The following is a 22,724-nucleotide window of genomic DNA, read 5'->3' as shown; positions in this document are numbered from 1 at the left end:
CGCAGTTCCCCGCGCCCCTGAAAAGCCGACCTCCGCGCGTGAAAAGCCGGTCTCCGCGCGCAAAGTCCGGCCCCGGGCGGTCAGGGCAGCAAGAGGTCCGGGATGCCGGCGGAGTCAGGCGTGTCGAGGGGCGTCGAGAGGACGGCCAGGCGCTGGGTCGCCCGCGTCAGGGCGACGTACAACACCCGCAACCCCGCGGGCGACTCCTCGGCGATCTCCGCCGGGCTCACGACGAGCGTCGCGTCGTACTCCAGGCCCTTCGCCTCAAGGCTGCCCAGCGCGACGACCCGCTCCCCGAGCCCCTCGATCCAGCCGCGGGCCTGCGCCCGCCGCCCCATGGCCACGACGACCCCGACCGTACCGTCCACCTCGGACAGCAGCCGCGCCGCGGCAGCCCGTACGTCCGCCCCGAGGTCCGCCCCCGCGACCTCGTAACGCGGCGCGACGCCCGTCGTACGCACCGCCCGCGGCGGCTCCGTCCCCGGCATGGCGAGCGCGAGCACCGTGGAGGCGACGTCCGCGATCTCCGCCGGGTTGCGGTAGTTCACCGTCAGGGTGAAGCGCCGCCGGGGCCGCGAGCCGAGCGCCTCGTCGCGCGCCTGCGCGGCCTCGTCCACGTCCGACCACGAGCTCTGCGCCGGGTCGCCGACGATCGTCCACGTCGCCGTACGCCCGCGCCGCCCCACCATGCGCCACTGCATCGGCGTGAGGTCCTGCGCCTCGTCGACGATGACGTGCGCGTACTCCGTGCGCTCCTCCTCCAGCCGGTCCGCCCGGCCGCGCCGCCCGCCCTCCAGCCGGTCGGCGTACGTCGTGACCTCCTCCAGCCCGGTGAGCTGGTCCAGCGGGTCCGCCTCGCGCCGCTTGGGCCGCGGCAGGGGCCCGAGCAGCGCGGCCAGCTCGTCGAGCAGCGCCACGTCGTGCGTGCTCACGCCCTCCCGGCGCAGCGAGCGCGCGACCTTCCGCACCTCCGGCGGCGTCAGCACCCGCCGCGACCAGCGCGCGAGCCGCCGCTCGTCGGCGAGCGCGGCCAGCACCGTACGCGGCTCCAGCAGCGGCCACCACGCGTCGAGGAAGTCCGTGAAGTCCTGCTCGGTGGTGATGTCCTCGTCGAAGCCCTGCCGCTCCTCCGCGGCGAGCTCGGTGTCGTCGAAGCGGCGCCCGGTCCTGCGCCACAGCGCGTCCAGCAGCAGCCGGCGGGCCCTGGGCCGCATGAGGTTGACCGGCGCGGTGCCGCCGAGCGCGGCCCGCCGTACCGCGGCCAGCTCCGTCGCCGACAGCTCCAGGCGCCGCCCGAAGGCCACCACCCGCAGCGTCTCGGGCGCGCCGGGCGCCAGCTCCAGGCAGCCGCGGGCGGCGTTGCGCAGCACCTTCTGCATCCGCAGCGAGCCCTTGACGCGGGCGACGGCCGGCTCGTCGTACAGCTCGGCGGTCACGCCGTCGACGAGCGAGCCGAGCGCGCGGATCGCGACCTGCCCTTCCTCGCCGAGCGAGGGCAGCACGCCCTCGGTGTACGCCACCAGCAGCGGCGTGGGGCTCACGCACAGGATGCCGCCGGAGTAGCGGCGGCGGTCCTGGTAGAGCAGGTACGCCGCGCGGTGCAGCGCGACCGCGGTCTTGCCGGTGCCGGGCCCGCCGGTGACCTCCGTGACGGACGCGGCGGGCGCCCGGATGACCATGTCCTGCTCGGCCTGGATGCTCGCGACGATGTCCCGCATCGTGTGCGTCCTGGCCTGCCCGAGCGCCGCCATGAGCGCGCCGTCGCCGACCACCGGCAGGCCGGTCGTCAGCTCGGGGCGCAGCAGGTCGTCCTCGACGCCGAGGACCCGGCGCCCCTTGGAGCGGATGACCCGGCGCCGTACCACCCGGCCGGGGGCCACCGGCGTGGAGCGGTAGAAGGGCGCGGCGGCCGGCGCGCGCCAGTCGATGACCAGGGGCGAGTAGTCGGTGTCGAGCACGCCGATCCGCCCGATGTGCAGGGTCTCGGCGATGTCGGCGGTGGCGTCCGCGCGGATCGCGTCGTCGGCGGGGTCCACGGAGGTGTACGCGCCGTCGCTGCCCTTCTTGCCGTCTTTGCCGCGCAGCAGGTCGATCCGGCCGAAGAGGAAGTCCTCGAACTCGCTGTTGAGCCGGTTGAGGTGCACGCTCGCCCGGTAGACCTGCGCGTCCCGCTCGGCGAGCGCGCCGGGCGTGCCGACGTGGCCGCGCTGGGCGGCGTCGCTCATCAGGAACTCCACCTCGTGGATCTTGTCCTCCAGGCGGCGGTAGACCCGGTCGAGGTGCCGCTGCTCGACGGCGATCTCCTGCTCCCGGACGCCGCCGCCCCCCTGCCGGCCCTGAACTGCGGACTGCGCGGCCACGCAGCGCCCCCTTCGTCTGTACGTCGTGCTGACCGCCCGCGGTGTCCCGTTCCGTGCGAGCGGCAGCCTGCAACCGTACGCGACCTGCGCGCTTCTGCCCACCCGGCGGCCCCGCGCGGGCCGGACGGATTCCCTCCGGTGGGTCCGGGGCCGCGGTCTTGCGGCGCTCAGACGTTGCGCAGCGCGGGGGCGTTCGTACGGCGGCGGTGCCGGGCGACGCGCTCGCGGTTGCCGCACACCTCGCTGCTGCACCAGCGGCGGCGCCGGCCGCGGGAGGTGTCCAGGTAGACCAGGGAGCAGTTCTCGCCCTCGCAGCGGCGCAGCTGGGAGCGGGCGACGGGGTCGGTGAACAGGTCCACCGCGTCGCGGGCCACCGCCGCGAGCAGGCCGGGGGCGTCCGGCGGCGCGGCCAGCGCCCTGACCAGGGTGCCGTCGGGGCCGAGCACGGCGCGGGGCGCGGGCGGGGCGGCGCGGGCCAGATGGTTGAGCCGGGCGACCGCCTCCGGCGGGGGTGGGGCGGCGGTGAGGTGGGCCCCGACCAGGGCCTCCAGCAGCGTCCGCAGCTCGCGCAGGCCGCGGGCCCAGTCCGCGTCCGCGGCGACGACCGTACCCGGCGGTACGAGCCCGGCGCCGATCACCCACTCCGCCACGCGCTCGGCCCGGTCCAGCCGCTCCCCCACCGGCCGCGCCACCCTCGTCGCCACGAGGTCCAGACACACCCTGCCCCCGTCAAACCTCAACTCCCCCACCGCCCCCTCCCTCCTCCACGCCGTCGCCCCCTTAGAGTGCCAACTCCCTTGCCGGTGGGCTAGCCCCGCGCACCCCCGCCCCCACCGCGGCCCCCGCCCGCCCGGGCTGCCCCGCCCTGTTGCCGCCGGACCTTCCCCCGGTGAATGGCTGGTCGCGCAGTTCCCCGCGCCCCCATCCGCCTGGGGGTGCCCCGTTCGGCCGTTTCCGGACCTTCCCCCCGTGGGTGGCTTGTCGCTCCGTTCTCCCCCAGCGCTTCGCCTGGGGGTACCCCCACGCGCCCCTGAGTGGTTGCCCTCACGCGCAGGGCCAGGCCCCTGGTGGCCTGCCCGGCGCCGCAGGCGCGGGCATTGCGCGTGAGGGCACGCATACCCAGGGGCGCGGGGAACTGCGCGACCAGCCACGACTCAACGGACGATCCGGCAACGGCAGAACGGGGCATCCCCCGGGCGGATAGGGGCGCGGGGAACTGCGCGCTCAGGCACCACCGGCGGACGATCGCGAGACGACGGCAAGGGGCAGCCCAAGGCGCAGGGGCACGGGGGGGTACCCCCAGGCGAAGCGCTGGGGGGGAACGGAGCGCTCAGCCGCCACCGGCGGAAGGTCCCGTCACGGCGGGAAGGGGCAGCCCCAGGGGCCCGCCCTCAAAAGCGCATACGCACCCCGCGGGGTGCGTCAGACGGCGCCCGAGGCGTATTTATCGGCGTGCGGATCGAGCGCGAGCCGATACCCCCGCTTGACCACGGTCTGAATCACCCGCGGAGCGCCAAGCGCGGCCCGCAACCGAGCCATCGCCGTCTCCACGGCATGCTCATCCCGCCCGGCCCCCGGCAAAACCCGCAAAAGCTCCGCCCGCGACACCACCCACCCCGGCCGCCGCGCCAGCGCCCGCAGGAGCGCCATCCCGGCCGGCGGCACCGGCCGCAGCATCCCGTCCACGACGACCGCCTGCCCCCGTATCTCGACATCGTGCCCGGCGACGGGCAGCGGCCGTACCCTCCCCGGCAGCTCCCGCGCCAGCAGCTGCACCAGCGGCCCGAGCCGGAACCGCTCGGGCTGGAGCGTCGGCACGTCATGCGCCTGGAGCGGCAGCGCCGTCACCGGCCCGACGCACGCCGCGAGCACGTCACCGCGCAGCGCGCCGAGCAGATCGTCGAGCCGCCCCCGCTGCGACGCCCGCCCCAGGAGCGACGCCGCCGCCGGCGCGCTGGTGAAGCTCACCGCGTCCAGGGAGCGCGTGAACACCGCGTCCAGCAGCCGGTCCACCGGCGCCAGGTCCTCCGGCGGCATCCAGCGGTAGACGGGTACGGCCACGACCCGCGCCCCGGCCGCCCGCAGCGACTCGTTGAAGCCGGGCAGCGGCTCCCCGTGCAGCTGCACGGCCACGCACCGCCCTTCGACGCCCTCCTCCAGCAGCCGCTCCAGCACCTCGGCCATGGATTCCGACGCCGGCGACCATGCCTCCGTCAGCCCCGCCGCCCGCACCGCGCCCCGCACCTTCGGCCCGCGCGCCAGCAGCTCGACCTCGCCGAGCCGGCGCAGCAGCGCCTCGCCCAGCCCCCAGCCGTCGGCCGCCTCGATCCACCCCCGGAAGCCGATCGCGGTCGTGGCGACGACGACGTCCGGCGCGTCGTCCAGCAGCTGCTTCGTCGTGGCCAGCAGCTCCGCGTCGTCGGGCAGCGGCACGATCCGCAGCACCGGCGCCCGCAGCACCGCCGCCCCGCGCCGCTCCAGCAGCGCGGCCAGCTCGTCGGCCCGCCGGGCCGCGGTCACCCCGACGGTGAACCCGGCGAGCGGCGGCACGCCGTCCCCCGCCGGCCGCGCCGGCCCCGAAGACCGCGGCACCCGCGAAGATCGTGTCGGCTCCATCGTTGCGCCCACCTTGCTGCCGTTTTCCGTCAAGCATCCCGTCAAGCGTCCCGCCCGGCGTCCCGTCAGGCGTCCCGTCAGGCGTCCCGCCAGGCGTTGCGCCAGGCGTCCCGTCAGGCATGCGCCCGGCGCCCCGCCCCCGACCCCGTGACGCCCCCGCCACCCCGCCCGGAGGGACTCGCATCGTCCCAAGGCGGGGTGACGGGTTCGGTTCGCCCTGATTTCCCGGGTGTTACGTGCCGCCCGCCGCTCAGACCTCGGCGTACGCCGTCGTCGCCGCCGGGGCGACCTGCCCCGCGCCGCCCGCGCTCCTCGCCGGCCGCCGCAGGTATACGGCCCACGTCACCGCGAAACAGACCGCGTAATACGCCAGGAACGACACAAAGGCCGGCGTCCCGCTCGCCGCGTTCAGGAACGACTCCCGGAAGGCGAGGTTGATGCCGACCCCGCCGAGCGCCCCGACCGCCCCGATCAGCCCCATCGACGCCCCCGAGAGCCGCCGCGCGTGCGCCGCCGCGGCCTCCCCCGCCAGCCCCGCGGCCTCCGCCTTCTTCTGGAAGATGCCGGGGATCATCTTGTACGTCGATCCGTTCCCGAGCCCGCTGAGCGCGAACAGCGCGATGAAGCCGGGCAGGAACAGCCCCAGCGACTTCTGCTCGCTCGCGACGATGACGACACCGGTCGCCGCGGCCATGGCCAGGAAGTTCCACAGCGTGATGCGCCCGCCCCCGTACCGGTCGGCGAGCCGCCCGCCCAGCGGCCTGACCAGCGAGCCGAGCAGCGGCCCGATGAAGGTCAGGTACGCCGCGTGCAGCGGTGTGCGGCCGAACTGGTTCTGCAGCACCAGCCCGAAGGCGAAGCTGTAGCCGATGAACGACCCGAACGTACCGACGTACAGCAGCGACATGATCCAGGTGTGCGGGTCGCGGCCCGCGTCGAGCGCGGCACCGGTGTCGTTGCGCACCGGCGCGAGGTTGTCCATGAACACCGCGGCGAGCACCGCGGCCACCACGATGAGCGGGATGTAGACGGCAAGCACGATCCGCGGGTGCGCGGCGCCCGCGGTGGCGATGACCAGCAGCCCGACGAGCTGGATCGCGGCGACACCGACGTTGCCGCCGCCGGCGTTCAGCCCGAGCGCCCAGCCCTTCTCCCGAAGCGGGTAGAAGGAGTTGATGTTGGTCATGGAGGAGGCGAAGTTGCCGCCGCCCACGCCGGTGAGCGCGGCGACGACCATGAGCGTGGGGTACGAGACGCCCGGCTTCGTCACGACCGCCGCGGCGACCGTCGGCACGAGCAGCAGCAGCGCGCTGACCACCGTCCAGTTGCGCCCGCCGAACTTCGCGACCGCGAAGGTGTACGGCACCCGCAGCACGCCGCCGACCAGCGTCGGCATCGCGACCAGGAAGAACTTGCCGGCCGGGTCGACGTGGTATTCGGGCCCCATGAACAGCACCATCACCGACCACAGGCTCCAGATCGAGAAGCCGATGTGCTCGCTCAGCACGGAGAAGACCAGGTTGCGCAGCGCGGTCCGCCGCCCGCCGCCCTCGTGCCAGAACGTCTCGTCCTCGGGGTCCCACCGCTCGATCCACCGGCCCGTCCACCGACTCATGGCGCCTCCCTGTGTCCGCCGCCCGGGTTCCACCCCGGCCCCGCCGACCCTAGAAACGCCGCGTTACCCTCCCCGTGCCCCCACGTGACACCCGGGCAACCGTGCACTCATTCCCGCCACCCGCCCCCTGTGAGCCCCCGGAAACGCCGAACGGCGCCCCCTGCGAGGGAACGCCGTTCCGCCGGACTCCCAGCGCCGAAGCAGCACCGACAGCCTCAGCGCGGGCTCAATGATGCCGCCCGAACGCGTCCTTGACGGCGTCCTTCGCCTTCTCCTTGGCCTCCCGGGCGTGCCCGCCGGCCTGATCGCCCCGCCCCTCAGCCTCCAGCCGCTCATTCCCCACGGCCTCCCCCACCGCTTCCTTGGCCTTCCCCCCGGCCACGTCGGCCTTCGCCCCTGCCTTGTCCTTGCCACTCATGATCCCGCCTCCACTCCATCGCTTCCAGCACCCCCCGCCTGCCCCACCAGCCAGGAACAAACCCCACCCAGCGGGACGAGGGCGGTGAGCTGTGCAAAGGTGCTGCGCTGCCCAGTGAAGCCACGCTGACAGCACGATTCGGCGTCTCCCGCTGGACCGTGCGGCAGGCGCTCACGGAGTTGGAGACGGCCGGGCTCATCGAGACGCGGCAGGGCAGAGGTCGCTTCGTGAAGTGACGGCCAACCGAGATAGCCTCGACAGGTGACTTCCGTCGTGTGGGCCCAGCAACTGGCCGGTGACCTCCTCGCCGAGGCGCTGCCGCGGCGCTGGTCGCACAGCCAGGGGGTCGGCCGCAAGGCGGAGGCGATCGGGCACCTCGCCGGGGACGACGCCGACCTGCTGATCTGCGCCGTGTGGCTGCACGACATCGGCTACGCCCCGAAGCTCGTGGACACCGGCCTCCGCGCCGTCTTGACGGTGCCCGCTACCTCCGGGACGTCGAGCACGCCGACCCGCGGCTGTGCGCTCTGGTCGCCCACCACTCCTGCGCCCGCATCGAGGCCCGCAACCGCGGCCTCGGTGACGTGCTCACCGCCGAGTTCGATCCTCCCGACGGCCTGCTCTCCGACGCCCTGACCTACTGCGACATGACCACGACGCCGGTCGGCGAACCCACCGAGGTCGGCGCGCGCCTGGCCGAGATCCTGTCGCGGTACGGCCCGGGGGACGTCGTCACCGGCTCCATCACCGAAGCGGTCCCGCACATCAAGGCGTCCGTCCGGCGCATCGAGGGCCTGCTCGTCACGTAGCCGCCGAGCGGCTCGCCCGGACGAGCTTGCCCTGCTCGTCGCGGCTCCACTGGCGGCCGGCGCTGTCGAGGAAGCCGATCTCGACGGGCTCCGGCTCGACGTACGAGCGCAGCCATTCACGCGGGGCGGCGCGGCGGACCGTCTGGCTGGGCGGCACGAGGCCGATGAACTCGGTACGGGACTCCTCGCCCACCGGTGCGGGAAGCGGCAGCTCCACCTCGTATATGGGCATGTCGCTCGCGTTGTGGACGTGCAGCGCGAGTTCCCGTACGCCGTCGGGGCGGCTGTACGCCTCGACCCACGCGCTGACGCGCGCCGCCTGGGCGCGGAGCGCCTCCTCCTCACGGTCGGCGTCCCGGCGGTGCTCGCGGCGCAGGAGGACGAATCCGGTACCGAAAGCCCCGACCGTGCCGATCGCGCTGAAGACGTCGGCCGCGGCCCCCACCCAGTCGCTATCCAAGCTGGGGCAGCCCTTCGCCCTTGAGGTACGCCTCGATCCGCTGCCGCATCGAGCGGTGCATCGTCAGGCCGCCGACCTCTTCCCTCGGCACCCACACCACCTCCCGGGACTCGTCACTGGGCGTCGGCTCCCCGCTGACGTACCGCGCCGTGAAGACGACCGAGAACTCCTGCCGTACCTCGTCGTTGCTCGTGTAGTGGATGACATGACGGGGGTCGGTGTAGATGCCCACCAGCCCGGTGACCTCGCAGTGGACCCCGGTCTCCTCCAGGGTCTCGCGGACGCCGGTCTGGACGAGGGACTCCCCCATGTCCATCGCGCCGCCGGGCACCGCCCAGTTGCCGTTGTCGGTACGCCGGATCATGAGGACGCGGCCCTCGTCGTCGGCGACGATGACGTTCGCGGAGGGGACGATGCTGTTGGCCTTCGGGGCCCGCGGATCGTCGAAGTAGTCGATACGGGTGGGCATGTCGTCGGTCACTCCAGTTCCCGGGCGCGGTCCCAGACCCGTTCGAAGCTGTCGAGGTAGTGGTTCACCATGCCGCCCCCGGCGACCTTCCGCAGGTGGAGCACCGGGGCCTGGGCCGCGTTGAAGCCGTAGATGTGGGTGTTCACGAGGAGCTGGTCGTCCGCGCGGTAGATCGAGTTGTAGAGGATCGTGTCGTGGAGGCGGAAGTCGATGCCGTCCACACCCTGCAGCGGCCGGTACATCAGCAGGGCGTTGCGGATCTTCGAGGCCATGGCCTCGTGCAGGCCCTCGTCCGCGCCGCGCTGGGCGACCGCCGCGCTCTCGGGATCCCCGAGGAGGATCCGTACCCGCACGCCGGCGTCCGCCTAGTCGCGGAAGACCTGGTGGGTGCCGGCGTCCTCGGACAGGAACAGCCCGCTGTAGACGAGGACGCCGATCTCGCGCTCCGCGGTCTCGAAGATCCGCCGCCACAGGTCGGAGGGCACGGACCAGCGGTGCGGGTAGACGGTGAGGATCTCGCTCTCGGACGCGCCGGCGACCTGGTCGGGCGTGAACGCGTCGGGCCACAGATACGTCTCGTCGAGGCCGAGCCGCGCCGCCACGGCGTACCGGTGCCGACGGTACGGAGTGCGTCCGGTCGTCACCCAGCGTTCGACGGTCTTCCGGTCGACGTCGATGGAGTCGGCCAGTTCGTCGAGTGTGAGCCCGCGTTCGAGCAACGCGGCACGGAGGCGCTCATTCGGCATTCATCGACCTCAAGACGTCACGAAACGGCTCTCACCCTAGGGGGGACCTCTCGCACACGTCCAGTCATGTAGTGATGACCTGACGCGTTCCGGCCGCACCCTCGGTGACGTGCCGGAGCGCGAGGAAACGCCGAACGGCGCCCCCCGGAGACGGGAGGCGCCGTTCGGCGCATGGGATGAGTGGAGATGGCGGGAATCGAACCCGCGTCCTGTGGTGCGGAACCAGGGCTTCTCCGAGCGCAGTCCGCTGTGCTTTTCTCGGCCCCGGCGGTCACGCGGACAAGCCGCCGACGGGCCCAGTCACTGTTTGGTTTCCTTCCGGGACCCGTGACCGGTCCTGGAAGTTTAGATCCCTTGATGATGCCAGGATCCGGGTCGGGATCAGCCCCGGGCTGACACTTCGCAAGTCGCTACTTAGGCAGCGAGGGCGAAGGAATCGCGCTTGGTGTTGGCGATTATTGGTTTCGGCATATGGTTAACGAGATCATTGCCGCTTCCTCGGCTCGCTTCCCCTGCTTCGACATCCCCAGTCGAAACCGATCATCCCCATGTGTTTTTTTCAAGGTGCTCGCCGGGCTCACCATGGCCCGGTGGCGCTGGCACCATCGTACGTGATCAACGGCGTACGCGGCCAGCGTATTCCCCCGGAGGGCGCAGCGCGGGGTCGGTAGCGCTCAGCGCTGGCGGCGGCGGGCCGCCGAGACCGCGCGGTCGGCCTCGCGCCGGTCCTGCTTCTCGCGCAGCGTCTGGCGCTTGTCGTACTCCTTCTTGCCGCGCGCGAGCGCGATCTCGACCTTCGCCCGCCCGTCCTTGAAGTACAGCGCGAGCGGCACGATCGTGTGGCCGGTCTCCTGCGACTTGCTGCTGAGCTTGTCGATCTCCGCCCGGTGCAGCAGCATCTTGCGCTTGCGCCGCGCCGAGTGGTTGGTCCAGGTGCCCTGCGTGTACTCGGGAATGTGCACGTTGTGCAGCCACGCCTCGCCGCCGTCGAGCTGCGCGAAGCCGTCGACGAGCGACGCGCGGCCCAGGCGCAGCGACTTGACCTCGGTGCCGGTGAGCACCAGGCCGGCCTCGTACGTGTCGAGGATGTGGTAGTCGTGCCGCGCTTTCTTGTTCTGCGCGATCATCTTGCGACCGGTCTCTTTTGCCATAGGAGGGCCATTCTCCCACTACGAGGGGGTGCCGAGGCCAGCCATTACCTCGCGGGCCGCGGCCATGGCGTCGGCGCCGCCGGAGACCTGGACGTCGGGCTCGATGCCCTGGCCGTCGACGCTGCGGCCGTCCGGCAGGCAGTAGTGGCCGACGGTGAGCTCGGCGACGGAGCCGTCGGAGAGGGTGCTGGGCATCTGGACCGAGCCCTTGCCGAAGGTGCGCGAGCCCACGACGACCGCGCGCCCGCGGTCCTGGAGCGCGCCGGCGAGCAGTTCGGCCGCGCTCATGGTGCCGCCGTCGACGAGGACGACCAGCGGCACGGAGGTGTCGCCGCCGGGGGCGGCGTAGAGGGCCTGCTGCTCGCCGTGGACGTCGTAGGTGGCGACGAGGCCGCCGTCGAGGAAGGCGGAGGCGGTGGCGACGGCCTCGTCGACCAGGCCGCCGGAGTTGCCCCGCAGGTCCAGCAGCACGCCGTGCCGCGCGGTCTCGACGGCCGCCCGTACCTGCTTGCCGGTGCCGAGGGAGAAGGCGTCGACGGCGATGTCGGTGGGGCCGTCGTCGCCGTCGGGGTGGCTGACGGTGACGGCCTCGGTGGGGAGCGTGGCGCGCTGCACGGCGACGGTGAGGTGCTCGGCGCCGCGCTGGACGACGAGCGTGACGGTGGAGCCGGGGACGCCTGCGCCCCGCAGGTCGGCGACGACCTCGGTGACGGCCAGGCCCGTACATCGGGTGGAGTCGATCGACTCCAGGACGTCGCCGACCCGGATGCCGGCCCGCGCGGCGGGGCTGCCGTCCTGCACCCGGGCGATCTCGATACGGCCGCCGTCCACCCGCCGCACCCACAGCCCGACGCCGACGTAGCGGCCGTCCAGGGCCTCCTGGAGGCCGGCGTACTCCTGCGCGGTGTAGACCGACGACCAGCGGTCGCCGCTGCGGCTGACGAGCCCGCGGACGGCCTGCGGGCCGACCGTGCCCTCGGCGATCCTGCGGGCGATGCCGTCGGTGTCGACGGGCCGGCCGGTGGCGCTCTCGCGCGGGGTCGCCCGGCCGTCCGTACCGCGGGACTTGGCGTCCGCGGCGCCGCTCGCGCCGTCCGTGCGGGCCGAGTTGGCCGGGCTCCCGGCGCGTACGGCCGGGGCGGGCGCGGCGGCGGCGCCGATCCTCGCGCGCTGCTGCGGCTCGGCGAAGCTGCCCGCGGCGGCACCGGTGGCGAGCATGGTGCCGAAGACCAACGTCAGGGTGGCCCCGCGGCGGATACGGCGGGGCGTCCCGAACAGCAACGGGCCGGACATGGCCGGAAGTCTAGGCGAGAAACGGGCGCCGTACGGAAAGATGCGGCGACCGCCGGCGCGCGTGCCGGACGCCGCCGACGGTCGCCCGTCGCCCCGAACTCCCGTTCCCCGCTCAGACCTTGAGGTAGCGGCGCAGCGCGATGAAGGCGGCGACCGCCGGCATCGCCACACCGATGAGCAGCACCAGCGGCAGCACCTTGATGACCGAGTCCCAGCCGAGGAAGGACACCAGGGGGATCTTGTCCTGGAGCTTGAGCCCGGCGTCGATCATGAAGTACCGCCCGCCGAGCAGCATGACGCACGCCACACCCGCGCCGACCAGGCCGGCGAAGGCCGCCTCCATGATGAACGGCATCTGGATGTAGAAGCTGGACGCGCCGACGAGCCGCATGATGCCGGTCTCGCGGCGGCGGCTGAAGGCCGATACGCGCACGGTGTTGATGATCAGCAGCATCGCGACGGTCAGCATGAACGCCAGCGCCACGTACGCCGCCCGCGTCATGCCGTTGAGCAGCGCGAAGAGGTTCTGCAGCGTCGCGCGCTGGTCCTCGACCGACTGCACGCCCGGCCGCCCCTCGAAGGCGCTCGCGACGACGGCGAACTTCGTCGGGTCCTTGAGCTTGACCCGGTAGTTCTCGGGCATCTGGTCGGGCGTGATGGACGTGGCCAGCGGCGAGTTCTTGAACTGCTTCTCGTAGTTCTTGTACGCGTTCTGGGAGCTCTCGTAGTAGACCTTCTCCACGACCGGGAGCGCCTTGATGTCCTTCAGGATGGTCGCCTTCTGGTCGTCGGTCACCGCGCCCTTGGCGCAGCTGGGCGTGGTGCCCGCGTCGCTCTTGTTGCAGAGGTAGACGGTGACCTGGACCTTGTCGTACCAGTAGCCCTTCATCGAGTCGACCTGCTTGTTGGCCAGCAGGGCCGCGCCGGCGAGGGCGAGCGAGAGCGCCACGGAGATGATCACGGCGAAGGTCATCGTGAGGTTGCGCCGGAGGCCGACGCCGATCTCCGACAGGAAGAACTGGAGGCGCATGGGGGGTCAGGGGTCCTTTCGGGAGGGGGCTGGTGTCCTGCGGGCCTGCCGCGGCCCGCGTACGGCTGCGGGCTAGTGCTGGTAGCCGTAGACACCGCGCGACTGGTCGCGTACCAGTCGCCCCTTCTCGAGTTCGATGACGCGCTTGCGCATCTGGTCGACGATGTTCTGGTCGTGGGTGGCCATCACCACGGTGGTGCCGGTCCTGTTGATACGGTCCAGCAGCCGCATGATGCCGACCGACGTCTGGGGGTCGAGGTTTCCGGTCGGCTCGTCGGCGATCAGCAGCATCGGGCGGTTGACGAAGGCGCGGGCGATGGCCACCCGCTGCTGCTCACCGCCGGACAGCTCGCCGGGCATCCGGTCCTCCTTGCCGGCCAGGCCCACCAGGTCCAGCACCTCCGGCACGGTCTTGCGGATGGTGCCGCGCGGCTTGCCGATGACTTCGAGGGCGAAGGCCACGTTCTCGGCGACCGTCTTGTTGGGCAGCAGCCGGAAGTCCTGGAAGACGGTGCCGAGCTGGCGCCGCATGTGCGGGACCTTCCAGTTCGACAGCCGGGCGAGGTCCTTGCCGAGCACGTGCACCATGCCGGTGTCGGTCCGCTCCTCGCGCAGGATCAGCCGCAGGAACGTCGACTTGCCCGAGCCCGAGGACCCGACCAGGAAGACGAACTCGCCCTTCTCGATCTCCAGCGAGACATCGCGCAGGGCGGGACGGTTCTGCTTCGGGTAGGTCTTGGAGACGTTGTCGAATCGGATCACGTTCGCACCAGTGGTTTGCGGGGTGAGCGGACAGGGGATGGGGGCGACACTACGCGAGAGCGCGCGGGGAGCGCAGTCGTCGCGGCGGGTTCGTGCGCGGTCCCACAGGCCATATCCGGGCAAGCGCGTCCATTCCGCGCAGAGCGTTGCCGGCCGGGGGCCGGGTGGGCGGGCGCGGCGGGCGGGAACCTGGCAGAGTGGAGTAAGCGTGTCGTGCAGTCGGGGCACGCAGAGGGCGCGGCCGGCAGGGCTGCGGGCGCATACGAGCGGATGCGCTCGGGAACGATTCACCCACCGGTAGCGTTCACCGGACGGAGTGAGGAGACCACCATGACAGTCGACCGGCTGGTGTGCGCGAACTGTTCCGGCCCGGTGGCGGAGGGCCGCTGCGCGGTCTGCCGCGCCAACCGCGCGCGGCTGCAGCAGGAGCCGGGCTGGTCCTCGATATCGCCCGCGGCGCTCATCGCCCTCCTCGTGGCCCTCCTCGCCGTCGTCCTCGTGGTGGAGCACGCCACGGCGTAAGCATTCTCCGACCCTGAGTGAACCTCCCCCCCTGAGCCCCCGCGCCACTGACCCACGCCACGACCCGGCGACGGTCAGGTCTCGCACGCCGAGGCGGACGCGTATCGAGCCCGCGAGGACGGCGAGGTTCACCGCTCGGGCGGCCAGCGGAGGGTGACGAAGTCGGCCGAGGGGTCAGGTGCGTAGCCGGAGTTCACCACGGTGCCGCGGACAACCTCGTAGGCCCAGCCCTCGACGCTTTCCGGTGCCGCTCCCCCTCCGGTGATCGTGGCCCGCAGAAGCCATCCGGGGCCGTCGCATCCGGCGAAGCGCACATCCATCATGTGAGGGGCGCCCCCGCTCTGCACCGGCTGCCGAGCGCGCAGTTCGAGTCCTGCGGGGCCGGCCCATTCCGCCGCCGTTCCTCCGGACGCGGTGACCGAGCGGCTCAGCTGGGCCCGGACGCTGTCCCACGAGCGTCCCGGACGTGCCCGGTACGCCTGCAACTGGAGCGCCGTTCCCGCGCCGAAGAGCGTGATCGCGACAGCGGGGCCTTCAGCCCACGCGTAGACGGGATCCAGCCGCACTCCGGCTCCGACCGGCACGAGCAGCCCGCCGAGATCCGCAAGGCCCGCCGTGGCGGTGTCCCGCACCTCCCGGATGTCCCACGGCCCCGTGTCCCGCCCCCGTCCCGCCCCGTCCGCTGCGGTCATGAGCCGCACGCTGTCCGAGGCGACGTCCTCGGCCGCGGCCAGCCGGAAGTCGACATCGGCGTCCGGAACGCCGTCCCGGGCCCAGGCCGCCGACAGCGTCGCGGCGACGTTCTGCAGGGTCACCGCCGATCGTGGAGCGGTTTTCCGGACTTCTTCCATGTCCCCCATGGCCGCACGCACCAGCTGCGTCGCGGCGTCACGAGAAAGCGGTCCGCGCAGGTCGTCGACAATTTTCTCCACCGGATCACCGGCGTCCTGGCGAGCCAGGACCTCGAGTTTCAGGGCGGCGAAGAGCACCCACGCAGGCGTCAGCCTGCTCCACTCGCCGAAACCCGAAGCCTTCTCGGTGCCGGGCGACACGGCGCCCGAACGCTCGTACTCCCTGACGATCTCCCAGGCCGCGCTGCGCATCGCGTTCCCCTTCCACTCGCCCGTCAAGGAGCCCTACGGAATCGGCCCCGGATCAACTGCCAGGTCCGGGCGGCGACCATTCCGAGCGTCATCGTCGCACCTGTCAAGCCATCCGGAGTGTGTACGACGTCCCCCATCGCATGCGCGAAGTCTTCGGGATTGCTGACAGAACGTCCGACGCTGGACGTTCTGTCACGGCTTGCATCGCCGACCGACTGCGATGCCCTCCGCGTGGTCCCCTCGGGTTCCGTGCTCCGCTGGGGCCTTGCATAGCCACCGTCCGGAGTGGGGAGTTCCGGAAGCGCCGCAGGGTCGGTGTTCCCGTGGGCGCTCCGCGCGGGCTCATCGGGAGAGCCACCGCTGGAGGACGCTCCCGTTCCGCAGTTGTGGACGAGGAGGGCGGTGGTGCCGGCGAGGACGTAGTAGGAGTGGAGGTCGGCGACCGTGAGGTCGTAGGTGAGGGTGTGGTGGTGGTAGTTGCGGACGGCGGTGATGGTGGCGGGGGTGCCGTCGGGCTGGCGGAGGTGGGTGCCGGGGGTGAGGTCGTGGGCGTCGGTCCAGCGGTGGTGGGTGGCGTCCCAGAAGGGGTGGTGCCAGGTGGTGGTGAGCGTGGCCGGCGGGGCGTTGGGCCGGGCGTCGCTCTTCACCGTCAGGTCGGTGAAGTCCTCGTCGGTGTGGGTGACGATGACCTTCGTGACCTTCTCGGGCCGGGTCAGCCCCGTCTGCGGGTCGGTCGCAAGGACCGTGTCCCCGGCCTTGACCTGGGAGATGGGCTTGCTGCCGCCCGACGCCAGGGCGACCGGCGTCGAGGCGAGGAAGCTGTGCGTCGGGCATCCCGGTGAGGCCGGCTCCGGGGTCGGGGCCTCCTCCGCGGACTTGGCGGCGGCGTTCGCCGCGTCGTCCAGCTCCGCCGCGTCGGCGGCCTGCCGCTTGGCGACCGCGATCTCCTCGGCGACGTTCAGCGCCTCGGACGTGTCCTTGACGGCGGCTTCCGCCTTCTCCACGTCGCGCCAGATCTTGAACGCCTTGACGCCGACCTTGAACGCCTTGAAGACCTTGGTCCACGGGACCGAGCCCAGGGCTGTGTTGATGCAGCCCATGACGTTGCCTTCGGTGAAGCAGCTGATCGCGTCGTTGACGCCGATCAGGTCACCGACCAGGTCGATGATCTTGTGGACCAGGCCCTCCTTGTGGGCCCGGGCCGCCGCGGCGACGGAGTTGGCGGTGTCGGCGGCGCGCTGGGCCGCCGCCGCGTCGTCCTGGGCCTTGGCCGTGGTCGCGGACACCGGGGTCTTGCTGGTGCCGCCGCTGCTGCCGCCGTTGCCCTTGCCCGGGCGCAGGCCGCCGAACGCCCAGGTGTTCCCGACCCGCTTGCACGTGTAGTAGATGCAGTCGTCGGGCTGGTTGCCGCTCGGGTCCGACAGCGTGACGGGGCTGTTGTCGGCGTAGGAGTACGCGTTCAGGGACTGCGGGTCGGTCGGGGAGAGCAGCGGGTCGGGGGTGAGGAAACGGCCGGTGGAGGCGTCGTACTCGCGGGCCCCGAGGTTCGTCAGGCCCGTGGCGTCGTCCTGCTGGCCGCCGACGAAGCCGCGGTCGCCGACCCAGCCGGTGGTGGAGGTGCGGGTGCCGCCGAAGGGCAGGTACTGGCGGCGGGTGAGGGCCTGGCTCACGGCGTCGATCTGGAGCTGGCCGGTGCCCTGCCGGTCGGAGACGAGGTAGGAGAAGGTGCCGTCCGAGGAGTGCACGGCGACCGGCATGCCGCCGATGGAGATGTAGCGCACGCCGGTCCGGTTGCTCTCCCCCGCCTTGAGGGTGATCTCCTCGTCGCCGAGGAAGACCGTGCTGCCCGCCGCGTCCCGCCGCACCAGCAGGTTGCCGCCGGCGTCGTAGACGTACGTCGTCGCGTCCTGGTGGCCGGACTGCTGGAGCTCGGCGAGCTTGCCCTGGGTGTCGAAGGTGAAGGTGTCGGTGCCGGCCTGGGTGGTGCGGGTGGCGACGTTGCCGGCCGCGTCGTAGCTGTACGAGGTGGTCGCGTCGGGTACGGGCGCGCCCGGCGTGTGGGTGCCGACGGACGCCAGCGCGTGGGCGGGGCCCCCGCTCGCCTTGGCGTCGGCGTAGGTGGCGACGGCGTCCTGCGCGGCGTCCCCGGCCAGGTTGTGCTCGGTCTGCGAGGCCCGGTCGCCGGTCGCGTCGTAGGTCCAGGACTGCCAGTACGGTGCCGGGCCGCCCACGGTGGCGGCGGATCCTGCCGCGGGGGTGGCGGCGCAGTCGTCGGTCGCGGTCCACGCGGCCGACAGCCGCTGCGCGCCGTCGTAGCGGAAGCACTGGGTGTCGGTCTGCCCGGAGTCGAGCTTGTCGCTGATCCGGGTGACCTCGCCGGACGCCTTGTAGTCGTAGGCGACGTCGTCGGCACGCACCCGACCGGACTGGGTGACGGTCAGCTGGCCCTTGAGCCGCCGGGTCTGCTCGTCGTAGGAGTACGTCTCCTGCGCGAAGTTCCCGGACGGCCCGAAGGTGAACTGCTGGGGCTCGTCGTATTCGGTCCAGGCGAGCTTGTCGACGTAGTCCCAGCTGCCGGCGTCACCGCCGGCCGACGTCGGACGGCCGAAGGTGTCGTAGCCGTAGCTGACGGTCTCCTGGGGCAGGGCGCCGGCGGCGCTGTCGGTGTAGGAGCGCAGATTGCCGGTCGGCGTGTACGTGCGGTCGGTGATGTACGTGCCGGCCGGGTTGCCGTCGCCGGACGGGATGATCGTCTCGGTGGACTGGGTCCAGCCGTGGCTGTCGTAGCCGAGGATCTTGCTGGTGTAGGCGAGCCCGTCGTCGTAGGACGTGGTGGCGGTGGGCAGGCCCTTCTTGAGCGTGTCGTACGTCCAGGACGCCAGCCGGTTCGCGGTCGAGGGGGTGGCGCCGCCGGTGGTGTCGTACGTGGCGGTCGGGCGGCCCAGCTCGTCGTACGCGGTGCTGACCTGCTTGCCGCGGGCGTCGGTCGAGGTGAGCGCCAGGCCCGTCAGGTCGTAGCTGGTGGACGACGTGCCGGTGTCCGGGTCGGTCTGGGAGACCTTGCGGCCGAGCATGTCGTACGTGGACGACCAGGTGTTGCCGTCGTCGTCGGCGATACCCGTCTGGTGGCCGGACTTGTCGTAGCTGTAGCGGATGGTGTCGGCCGGGCCGCTGGGGGTGCTGCCGTGGTAGGTGAGCAGTGCGACGGGGCGCCCGCGGCCGTCGGTGTAGGTCGTGGTGGGGCTGGCGCCGTCCGGCGGGGTGACGTCGGTGCGGTCCGAGCCGGGGTACGCCGTGGTGGTGCGCCAGGTCTCGGAGCCCTTGGCGTACGCGGCGGAGGCGGTGACGCGGCCGGCGCCGTCGTAGAAGGTCGCGCTCTCGGTGGCGACCTGGTCGTCGGGCGCGGAGACGAGCGTCCCGTCCGGTGCGCCCGAGGTGTAGTAGGGGCCGCTGGACTTGACCGCCCAGCCGTGGTCGTCGAACTCGGTGCCGGTGACGACGCGTCCGCCGTCGGCCGTCGCGGTCTGCGTCTCGCGGGCGCGCAGCAGCGCGTCGTAGAGCGTGATCGACGTGCGGTACGTGGTGGCGGTGCCGTTGTCGACGAGCGACTTCGTCGTGACGGTGGACGGCGCGCTGTTGGACAGGTCGTAGCTGTAGGTGATGTTGGGCTGGTCGCCCCGGGCCTGCGAGAAGCCGGGGCTCCAGCCGGCGGTGATCCGGCCGAGCGGGTCGTAGGTGCTGGTGCTGGTGTAGCCGGAGACGTCGGTGGTGGACAGGGCCAGGCCGCGGGCCGGGTCGTAGGTGGTGGTGGAGGTGAACGGCAGCGACTGGCCGGTCACCTGCGGTTCCGTGGTCTTGATCTGGGTGGGCGCGGCGCCGGTCGCCGGGGTGTAGGCGGTGACGGTGCGGTGGCCGAGGGCGTCGGTCTGGCTCAGCTGCCGGCCGTAGATGTCGTAGTCCGGGGTGTTGGTGCCCGGCAGGGTGTACGCGGTGGCGGTGACGTAGTGCGGTGTGCCGTCGGCCGCCGCGGAGTCGGCCCGCTGGACCTTGGTGACGTCGGCGGGGCCGGTGACCGGGGCGGTGCTGTCGGTGGCGCCGTCGTAGAAGATCAGGTCGTCGCCGAGCAGGTCGCCGGGGTAGGCCGGGGTCGCGGCGCAGCCGACGCCGAGCGAGGTGATGCGGCGCGGGGCGGGCAGCAGGCCGCCGGCGGCGTTCTTGGCGTAGGCGGTCTTCTCGCAGCGGTCGTCGGTGGCGGTGGCGAGGTCGCCCTTGTCGTCGACGGCGAGCACCAGGCCGGTCGTGGCGTCGTGGGTGTAGTCGGTCTCGTCGGTGATCGGTGTGCCGTCGGCCTTGGTCGTGGTGACGCGTTCGCGTGCCAGCCCGAGGATGTGGGAGCTGATCGGTCCGAGACCGGCCTTGGTACGGGTCTGCGTGGCCGTCGCGGCGCTCTCCCAGGGGACGGTCACCGCGTCGGAGAGCTGCGCGCCGCCGTCGCCGTCGTAGTTGCGCGCCTCGAAGGTCTGGCCGGCGTACTCGTCCTTGTCGGCGACGGTGACGTCGCCGCCCGAGCTGGTGAGGGAGACGTTCCGGGTGCCGGTCGACGTCTTGTCGCCGTCCATGCCCCGGAAGTAGCTGACCCGGGCGAGGGTGACGCCGGTGGTGTCGGAGCCGGTGCGGGTGTCGACCTGGCCGTAGCCGCGCCACTGGTTCCAGGTGCGGTACTTGGCGGGTGTGCCGGGGTCGTCGGCGTAGTGCCAGGCAGGGTCGCCGCCGTAGGAGTAGACGGTCTCCATGGGCGGGCTGCCGCCGGTCGGGTCCTGCTCGGTGACGGCGTGGACGAGGTATTTGTTGAACCAGTCCAGCTGGGGGTCGACCTGGCCGGGCGGGGTCCAGTAGACGGGGTAGCACAGCAGGTGGTTGTCGTCCGCGGCGGACGGCAGCACGGTGGTGCCCGACCGGTGGCACTGCGGGGCGGTGTACTGGACCTTGATGACCTCGCCGGTCTCGGTGGTGATGTCGGTGAGCCGGTAGCGGGCGAGCGGCTGGTAGCCGTCGAGGCCGTCGACCCGGTTGACCATCGCCTGGCCGGCGAAGGTGAGGGGCTTGGTGGCCAGGGTGCCGCCGTCGAGGCCGGTGCGGGTGATGCCGGTCAGCCATGCGGTCGGGGTCGTGGTGTCCTTGGCGTCCGCGGGCGGCGGGAAGCTGTGGGTGAGCGCCCAGGAGTCGACGTTCCGGTAGCTGCCGCCGGTGAGGATCTGGGTGCGGATGCCGCTGAGCCACCGGGTGGTGAAGAAGGCGGGGCCGTGGTTGTTGCAGGTGCCGGTCGAGGCGCAGATCTGGTCGGCCGGCACGTCGGGCCAGTGGGCGGCGTTGGCGGCGGTGAGCTTGGCCGGGGCGCAGTCGAAGCCGGAGGTGGGCAGGCAGCGTTCGGCGGTGTCGAAGAAGACCTGGGCGGCGGCGGGGGTGCCCGCGGTGTCGTAGACCTTGCCGGCGCGCTGGCCGTACTGGATCTTCGTCAGGTAGCCGCCGCGGCTGTAGGCCGCCGGGGTGGTGGCGTTGTCGGCGCCGTAGTAGCCGGTCTCCGGGGTGTACCAGTAGCTGATGGCGTTGCTGTGGTCGTCGACGACGTAGTCGAGGTTCCACCGGTAGGCCTGGTCGCAGGCGGAGGCGGCGAACGTCGAGGCGTGGCAGGGCTCGCCGGTGTCGTTGCCGTAGACGCGGGCGGTCCACACCGAGTTGGTGACCGGGTCGTCGGCGGCGGTGCCGTGGTCGGACCAGCCGGGCAGCCGGTTGCGGCCGAAGTAGTACGTGGTGCCGTCGGTGGTGGTGACGGTGAAGTAGCGGTGCTCCTGGTCCGGGTTGACGGTGTCGGTGGCGATGCTGACGATCTCGCCGGAGTCGCCCTGCGGGTGCCAGGTGCCGGTGGCGTCGTCGTGGACCAGGGTGTTGGAGGAGCCGTTGAGGGAGAGCGTGAGGGTGTCGGTGGCGTCCGACCAGCACTGGTCGCCGGTCTTGGGGCTGCCGCCGGCGGTGTCGTCGGAGCAGCCGGCGTACGACTCCTCGACGAAGCCGGGCGAGTAGTCCCAGCCGTCACCGATCCAGGAGGCCTGCGGGGAGGTGCTGGAGGTGCGGCCGTCGATGCTCTGCGAGCTGTAGCCGAGGGCGACGGAGGGTTCGAGGCCGCCGGGGACGTCGGGCAGGCCGATCGGGTAGGACCAGGAGAAGTCGCCGGTCGCGCTGCCGGCCGACCACTGGCCCGAGGGCGCCAGCGAGGTCGCGGAGAAGCTGCCGCCGCCGCTCGCGGTGCCCGCGGCGGCGGCCAGCACCGCGGTGGTGGACAGCGGCACCACGGCGGAGACCACGTGGGTGCCGCTGTCGTTCGTGGAGGGCAGCGGCGTCTGCGTCTGGCAGGCGGGGAGGTCGGGGGTGGTCAGTGCGCAGGCGGGCAGCGAGACCAGTCGCAGGCGGGAGCCCCAGTCGGCGCCGTAGGCGTCCTTGAAGGCGGAGTAGTCCAGGCTGACGGTGACGTCGCCGGTGCCGGTGGCGGCGTCGGACCGGGTGACCTGGAGGACGACGCCGTCGAGGTGGAGGCGCTGGGTCGCCGTGCGGTCGGCGACGGTGACGCGGGCGCGGGTGACGGGGGTACGGGTGGCGGGGGTACGGGTGGCGGGGGTACGGGTGGCGGGGGTACGGGTGGCGGGGGTACGGGTGGCGGGTTGCTTCGTGCCCGAGGCGGTCCTCGCGGTGCCGCCGGTCGCCGTGGCCTTCGCGGCGGGGGCCTGGGCTATTCGCACGGGCAGGCTCGCCGCCCTGGCCTGCGTGGCGGCGACGGCGACGTCGGCGCTGCCGGCCGCCGGCCAGCTGCGGTGCGCGGCGGCCGGGTCCCAGGCGGGCATCGTGGGGACCTTGACCTTGTGCGCGGCCACCGGCGTGACCGGCACGGCCCGTTCCTTCGTGAGCGTGACCCGGTAGTCCGGAGCGTCGGCGACGGCGGCCGGCCCGCCGGCGACGAACGGCACGACCAGTGCGAGGAGGGCGGCCCACAGGCCCCATGCCCAGGATTTGCGGGCACCTCGCGCCGAGCGTCTCCGCAATGGCATGCCGATATGACTGCGCACCGCAACCCCCCAAGGTGTGGACAAGCAGAAGGCTGAAGCTAGCAATCAAGTCTTCGGAGCGGGATTCCTTTCGAGGGAATGAAGAGTAAAGATCGACCCGCGCATATCCCATGGGATGGTCAAAACAGTAGAACGATGCCTCGCATACCCTTCATGTCCGGTACATGATGAACCAACCCACCCTTAGGGCAACAATCGGGACTTGACGGTCACCCCATCCTTCACACGGGAGGCAACTGACCTCACCAACTG

The 22,724-nt window shown here is 72.3% G+C and carries 19 protein-coding genes and 1 other RNA gene; 4 read left to right on the top strand and 16 right to left on the bottom strand.

Annotated features, from left to right (window positions below):
* Positions 1–80 precede the first annotated feature (80 nt).
* From HCN08_RS00260 to HCN08_RS00240, 5 genes are all read right to left on the bottom strand, one after another.
* Positions 81–2,360, bottom strand: a complete 2,280-nt coding sequence (locus HCN08_RS00260; RefSeq protein ID WP_167980744.1) for a HelD family protein — start codon at positions 2,358–2,360, stop codon at positions 81–83.
* 167 nt (positions 2,361–2,527) lie between these two features.
* Entirely contained in the window at positions 2,528–3,109 is a 582-nt protein-coding gene (locus tag HCN08_RS00255) for a CGNR zinc finger domain-containing protein (RefSeq protein ID WP_167980743.1), read from the bottom strand.
* A 673-nt stretch (positions 3,110–3,782) separates the two neighbouring features.
* Positions 3,783–4,976 carry a uroporphyrinogen-III synthase gene (locus tag HCN08_RS00250; protein ID WP_167980742.1) on the bottom strand — a complete coding sequence of 398 codons (1,194 nt, stop codon included), beginning with the start codon at positions 4,974–4,976 and terminating at the stop codon, positions 3,783–3,785.
* A 250-nt stretch (positions 4,977–5,226) separates the two neighbouring features.
* Positions 5,227–6,591: an MFS transporter gene (locus HCN08_RS00245; RefSeq protein ID WP_167980741.1), complete on the bottom strand. Its 1,365-nt coding sequence runs from the start codon at positions 6,589–6,591 to the stop codon at positions 5,227–5,229.
* A 226-nt stretch (positions 6,592–6,817) separates the two neighbouring features.
* The gene (locus HCN08_RS00240; protein ID WP_167980739.1) at positions 6,818–7,009 is read right to left on the bottom strand and encodes a CsbD family protein; all 192 of its coding nucleotides are present in this window, start codon (positions 7,007–7,009) and stop codon (positions 6,818–6,820) included.
* Between the two features lie 17 nt (positions 7,010–7,026).
* On the opposite strand from HCN08_RS00240, the gene HCN08_RS36375 reads away from it, so the two are divergent.
* The 3 genes from HCN08_RS36375 to HCN08_RS36365 are packed head-to-tail and all read left to right on the top strand — an operon-like array spanning position 7,027 to position 7,818.
* Positions 7,027–7,245 (top strand): GntR family transcriptional regulator, encoded by a 219-nt coding sequence (locus HCN08_RS36375; protein ID WP_167981201.1) that lies wholly within the window; start codon positions 7,027–7,029, stop codon positions 7,243–7,245.
* A 25-nt stretch (positions 7,246–7,270) separates the two neighbouring features.
* Complete coding sequence (locus HCN08_RS36370; protein WP_322974149.1) at positions 7,271–7,645, top strand: HD domain-containing protein; 375 nt, start codon at positions 7,271–7,273, stop codon at positions 7,643–7,645.
* Positions 7,646–7,656: 11 nt separating this feature from the next.
* Positions 7,657–7,818: a hypothetical protein gene (locus tag HCN08_RS36365; protein ID WP_322974148.1), complete on the top strand. Its 162-nt coding sequence runs from the start codon at positions 7,657–7,659 to the stop codon at positions 7,816–7,818.
* On the opposite strand, the gene HCN08_RS00225 is transcribed toward HCN08_RS36365, so the two are convergent.
* The 9 genes from HCN08_RS00225 to ftsE form a co-directional block, all read right to left on the bottom strand.
* Positions 7,811–8,278, bottom strand: coding sequence for a hypothetical protein (locus HCN08_RS00225; protein ID WP_167980738.1), 468 nt, complete (start codon positions 8,276–8,278; stop codon positions 7,811–7,813). The two genes, HCN08_RS36365 and HCN08_RS00225, sit on opposite strands and share 8 nt — an antisense overlap.
* Positions 8,271–8,747, bottom strand: coding sequence for an NUDIX domain-containing protein (locus HCN08_RS00220; RefSeq protein WP_167981200.1), 477 nt, complete (start codon positions 8,745–8,747; stop codon positions 8,271–8,273). Before HCN08_RS00220 ends, HCN08_RS00225 begins: the two co-directional genes overlap by 8 nt.
* 8 nt (positions 8,748–8,755) lie before the next feature.
* The gene (locus tag HCN08_RS36360; RefSeq protein WP_322974147.1) at positions 8,756–9,100 is read right to left on the bottom strand and encodes a hypothetical protein; all 345 of its coding nucleotides are present in this window, start codon (positions 9,098–9,100) and stop codon (positions 8,756–8,758) included.
* A gap of 12 nt (positions 9,101–9,112) precedes the next feature.
* On the bottom strand, positions 9,113–9,493 hold the full coding sequence (locus tag HCN08_RS36355) for a helix-turn-helix domain-containing protein (RefSeq protein ID WP_322974146.1): 381 nt from the start codon (positions 9,491–9,493) through the stop codon (positions 9,113–9,115).
* Between the two features lie 178 nt (positions 9,494–9,671).
* Positions 9,672–10,041, bottom strand: a transfer-messenger RNA (tmRNA) gene (ssrA, locus tag HCN08_RS00210).
* A 126-nt stretch (positions 10,042–10,167) separates the two neighbouring features.
* Positions 10,168–10,644, bottom strand: a complete 477-nt coding sequence (gene smpB, locus HCN08_RS00205) for an SsrA-binding protein SmpB (RefSeq protein ID WP_167980737.1) — start codon at positions 10,642–10,644, stop codon at positions 10,168–10,170.
* Positions 10,645–10,662: 18 nt separating this feature from the next.
* Entirely contained in the window at positions 10,663–11,937 is a 1,275-nt protein-coding gene (locus tag HCN08_RS00200; protein ID WP_167980736.1) for a S41 family peptidase, read from the bottom strand.
* Positions 11,938–12,049: 112 nt separating this feature from the next.
* Positions 12,050–12,967: a permease-like cell division protein FtsX gene (ftsX, locus tag HCN08_RS00195; protein WP_167980735.1), complete on the bottom strand. Its 918-nt coding sequence runs from the start codon at positions 12,965–12,967 to the stop codon at positions 12,050–12,052.
* A gap of 72 nt (positions 12,968–13,039) precedes the next feature.
* Positions 13,040–13,729 (bottom strand): cell division ATP-binding protein FtsE, encoded by a 690-nt coding sequence (gene ftsE, locus HCN08_RS00190; protein ID WP_167980733.1) that lies wholly within the window; start codon positions 13,727–13,729, stop codon positions 13,040–13,042.
* A 330-nt stretch (positions 13,730–14,059) separates the two neighbouring features.
* Between ftsE and HCN08_RS00185 the strand changes: the two genes are divergently transcribed.
* Positions 14,060–14,251: a hypothetical protein gene (locus HCN08_RS00185; RefSeq protein ID WP_167980732.1), complete on the top strand. Its 192-nt coding sequence runs from the start codon at positions 14,060–14,062 to the stop codon at positions 14,249–14,251.
* 128 nt (positions 14,252–14,379) lie between these two features.
* On the opposite strand, the gene HCN08_RS00180 is transcribed toward HCN08_RS00185, so the two are convergent.
* Positions 14,380–15,354, bottom strand: coding sequence for a DUF3710 domain-containing protein (locus tag HCN08_RS00180; protein ID WP_167980731.1), 975 nt, complete (start codon positions 15,352–15,354; stop codon positions 14,380–14,382).
* Between the two features lie 23 nt (positions 15,355–15,377).
* Positions 15,378–22,454, bottom strand: coding sequence for an RHS repeat-associated core domain-containing protein (locus HCN08_RS36025; RefSeq protein ID WP_265738137.1), 7,077 nt, complete (start codon positions 22,452–22,454; stop codon positions 15,378–15,380).
* Between the last annotated feature and the right edge of the window lie 270 nt (positions 22,455–22,724).

Source organism: Actinacidiphila epipremni (assembly GCF_012034175.1).
Lineage (GTDB): Bacteria > Actinomycetota > Actinomycetes > Streptomycetales > Streptomycetaceae > Actinacidiphila > Actinacidiphila epipremni.
The sequence above is the reverse complement of the archived record's forward strand: the minus strand, read 5'-3'. Positions and strand labels throughout refer to the sequence as shown.

Bases quoted from the DNA above. Each gene is read 5' to 3' on its own strand.
- HCN08_RS00200 (WP_167980736.1), bottom strand. From the start codon at position 11,937: ATGTCCGGCCCGTTGCTGTTCGGGACGCCCCGCCGTATCCGCCGCGGG.
- HCN08_RS00250 (WP_167980742.1), bottom strand. From the start codon at position 4,976: ATGGAGCCGACACGATCTTCGCGGGTGCCGCGGTCTTCGGGGCCGGCG.
- HCN08_RS00220 (WP_167981200.1), bottom strand. From the start codon at position 8,747: ATGCCCACCCGTATCGACTACTTCGACGATCCGCGGGCCCCGAAGGCC.
- ftsX (WP_167980735.1), bottom strand. From the start codon at position 12,967: ATGCGCCTCCAGTTCTTCCTGTCGGAGATCGGCGTCGGCCTCCGGCGC.
- HCN08_RS36365 (WP_322974148.1), top strand. From the start codon at position 7,657: ATGACCACGACGCCGGTCGGCGAACCCACCGAGGTCGGCGCGCGCCTG.
- HCN08_RS36025 (WP_265738137.1), bottom strand. From the start codon at position 22,454: ATGCCATTGCGGAGACGCTCGGCGCGAGGTGCCCGCAAATCCTGGGCA.
- HCN08_RS36355 (WP_322974146.1), bottom strand. From the start codon at position 9,493: ATGCCGAATGAGCGCCTCCGTGCCGCGTTGCTCGAACGCGGGCTCACA.
- HCN08_RS00180 (WP_167980731.1), bottom strand. From the start codon at position 15,354: ATGCGCAGCGCGGCCTGGGAGATCGTCAGGGAGTACGAGCGTTCGGGC.
- HCN08_RS00245 (WP_167980741.1), bottom strand. From the start codon at position 6,591: ATGAGTCGGTGGACGGGCCGGTGGATCGAGCGGTGGGACCCCGAGGAC.
- HCN08_RS00240 (WP_167980739.1), bottom strand. From the start codon at position 7,009: ATGAGTGGCAAGGACAAGGCAGGGGCGAAGGCCGACGTGGCCGGGGGG.
- smpB (WP_167980737.1), bottom strand. From the start codon at position 10,644: ATGGCAAAAGAGACCGGTCGCAAGATGATCGCGCAGAACAAGAAAGCG.
- HCN08_RS00185 (WP_167980732.1), top strand. From the start codon at position 14,060: ATGACAGTCGACCGGCTGGTGTGCGCGAACTGTTCCGGCCCGGTGGCG.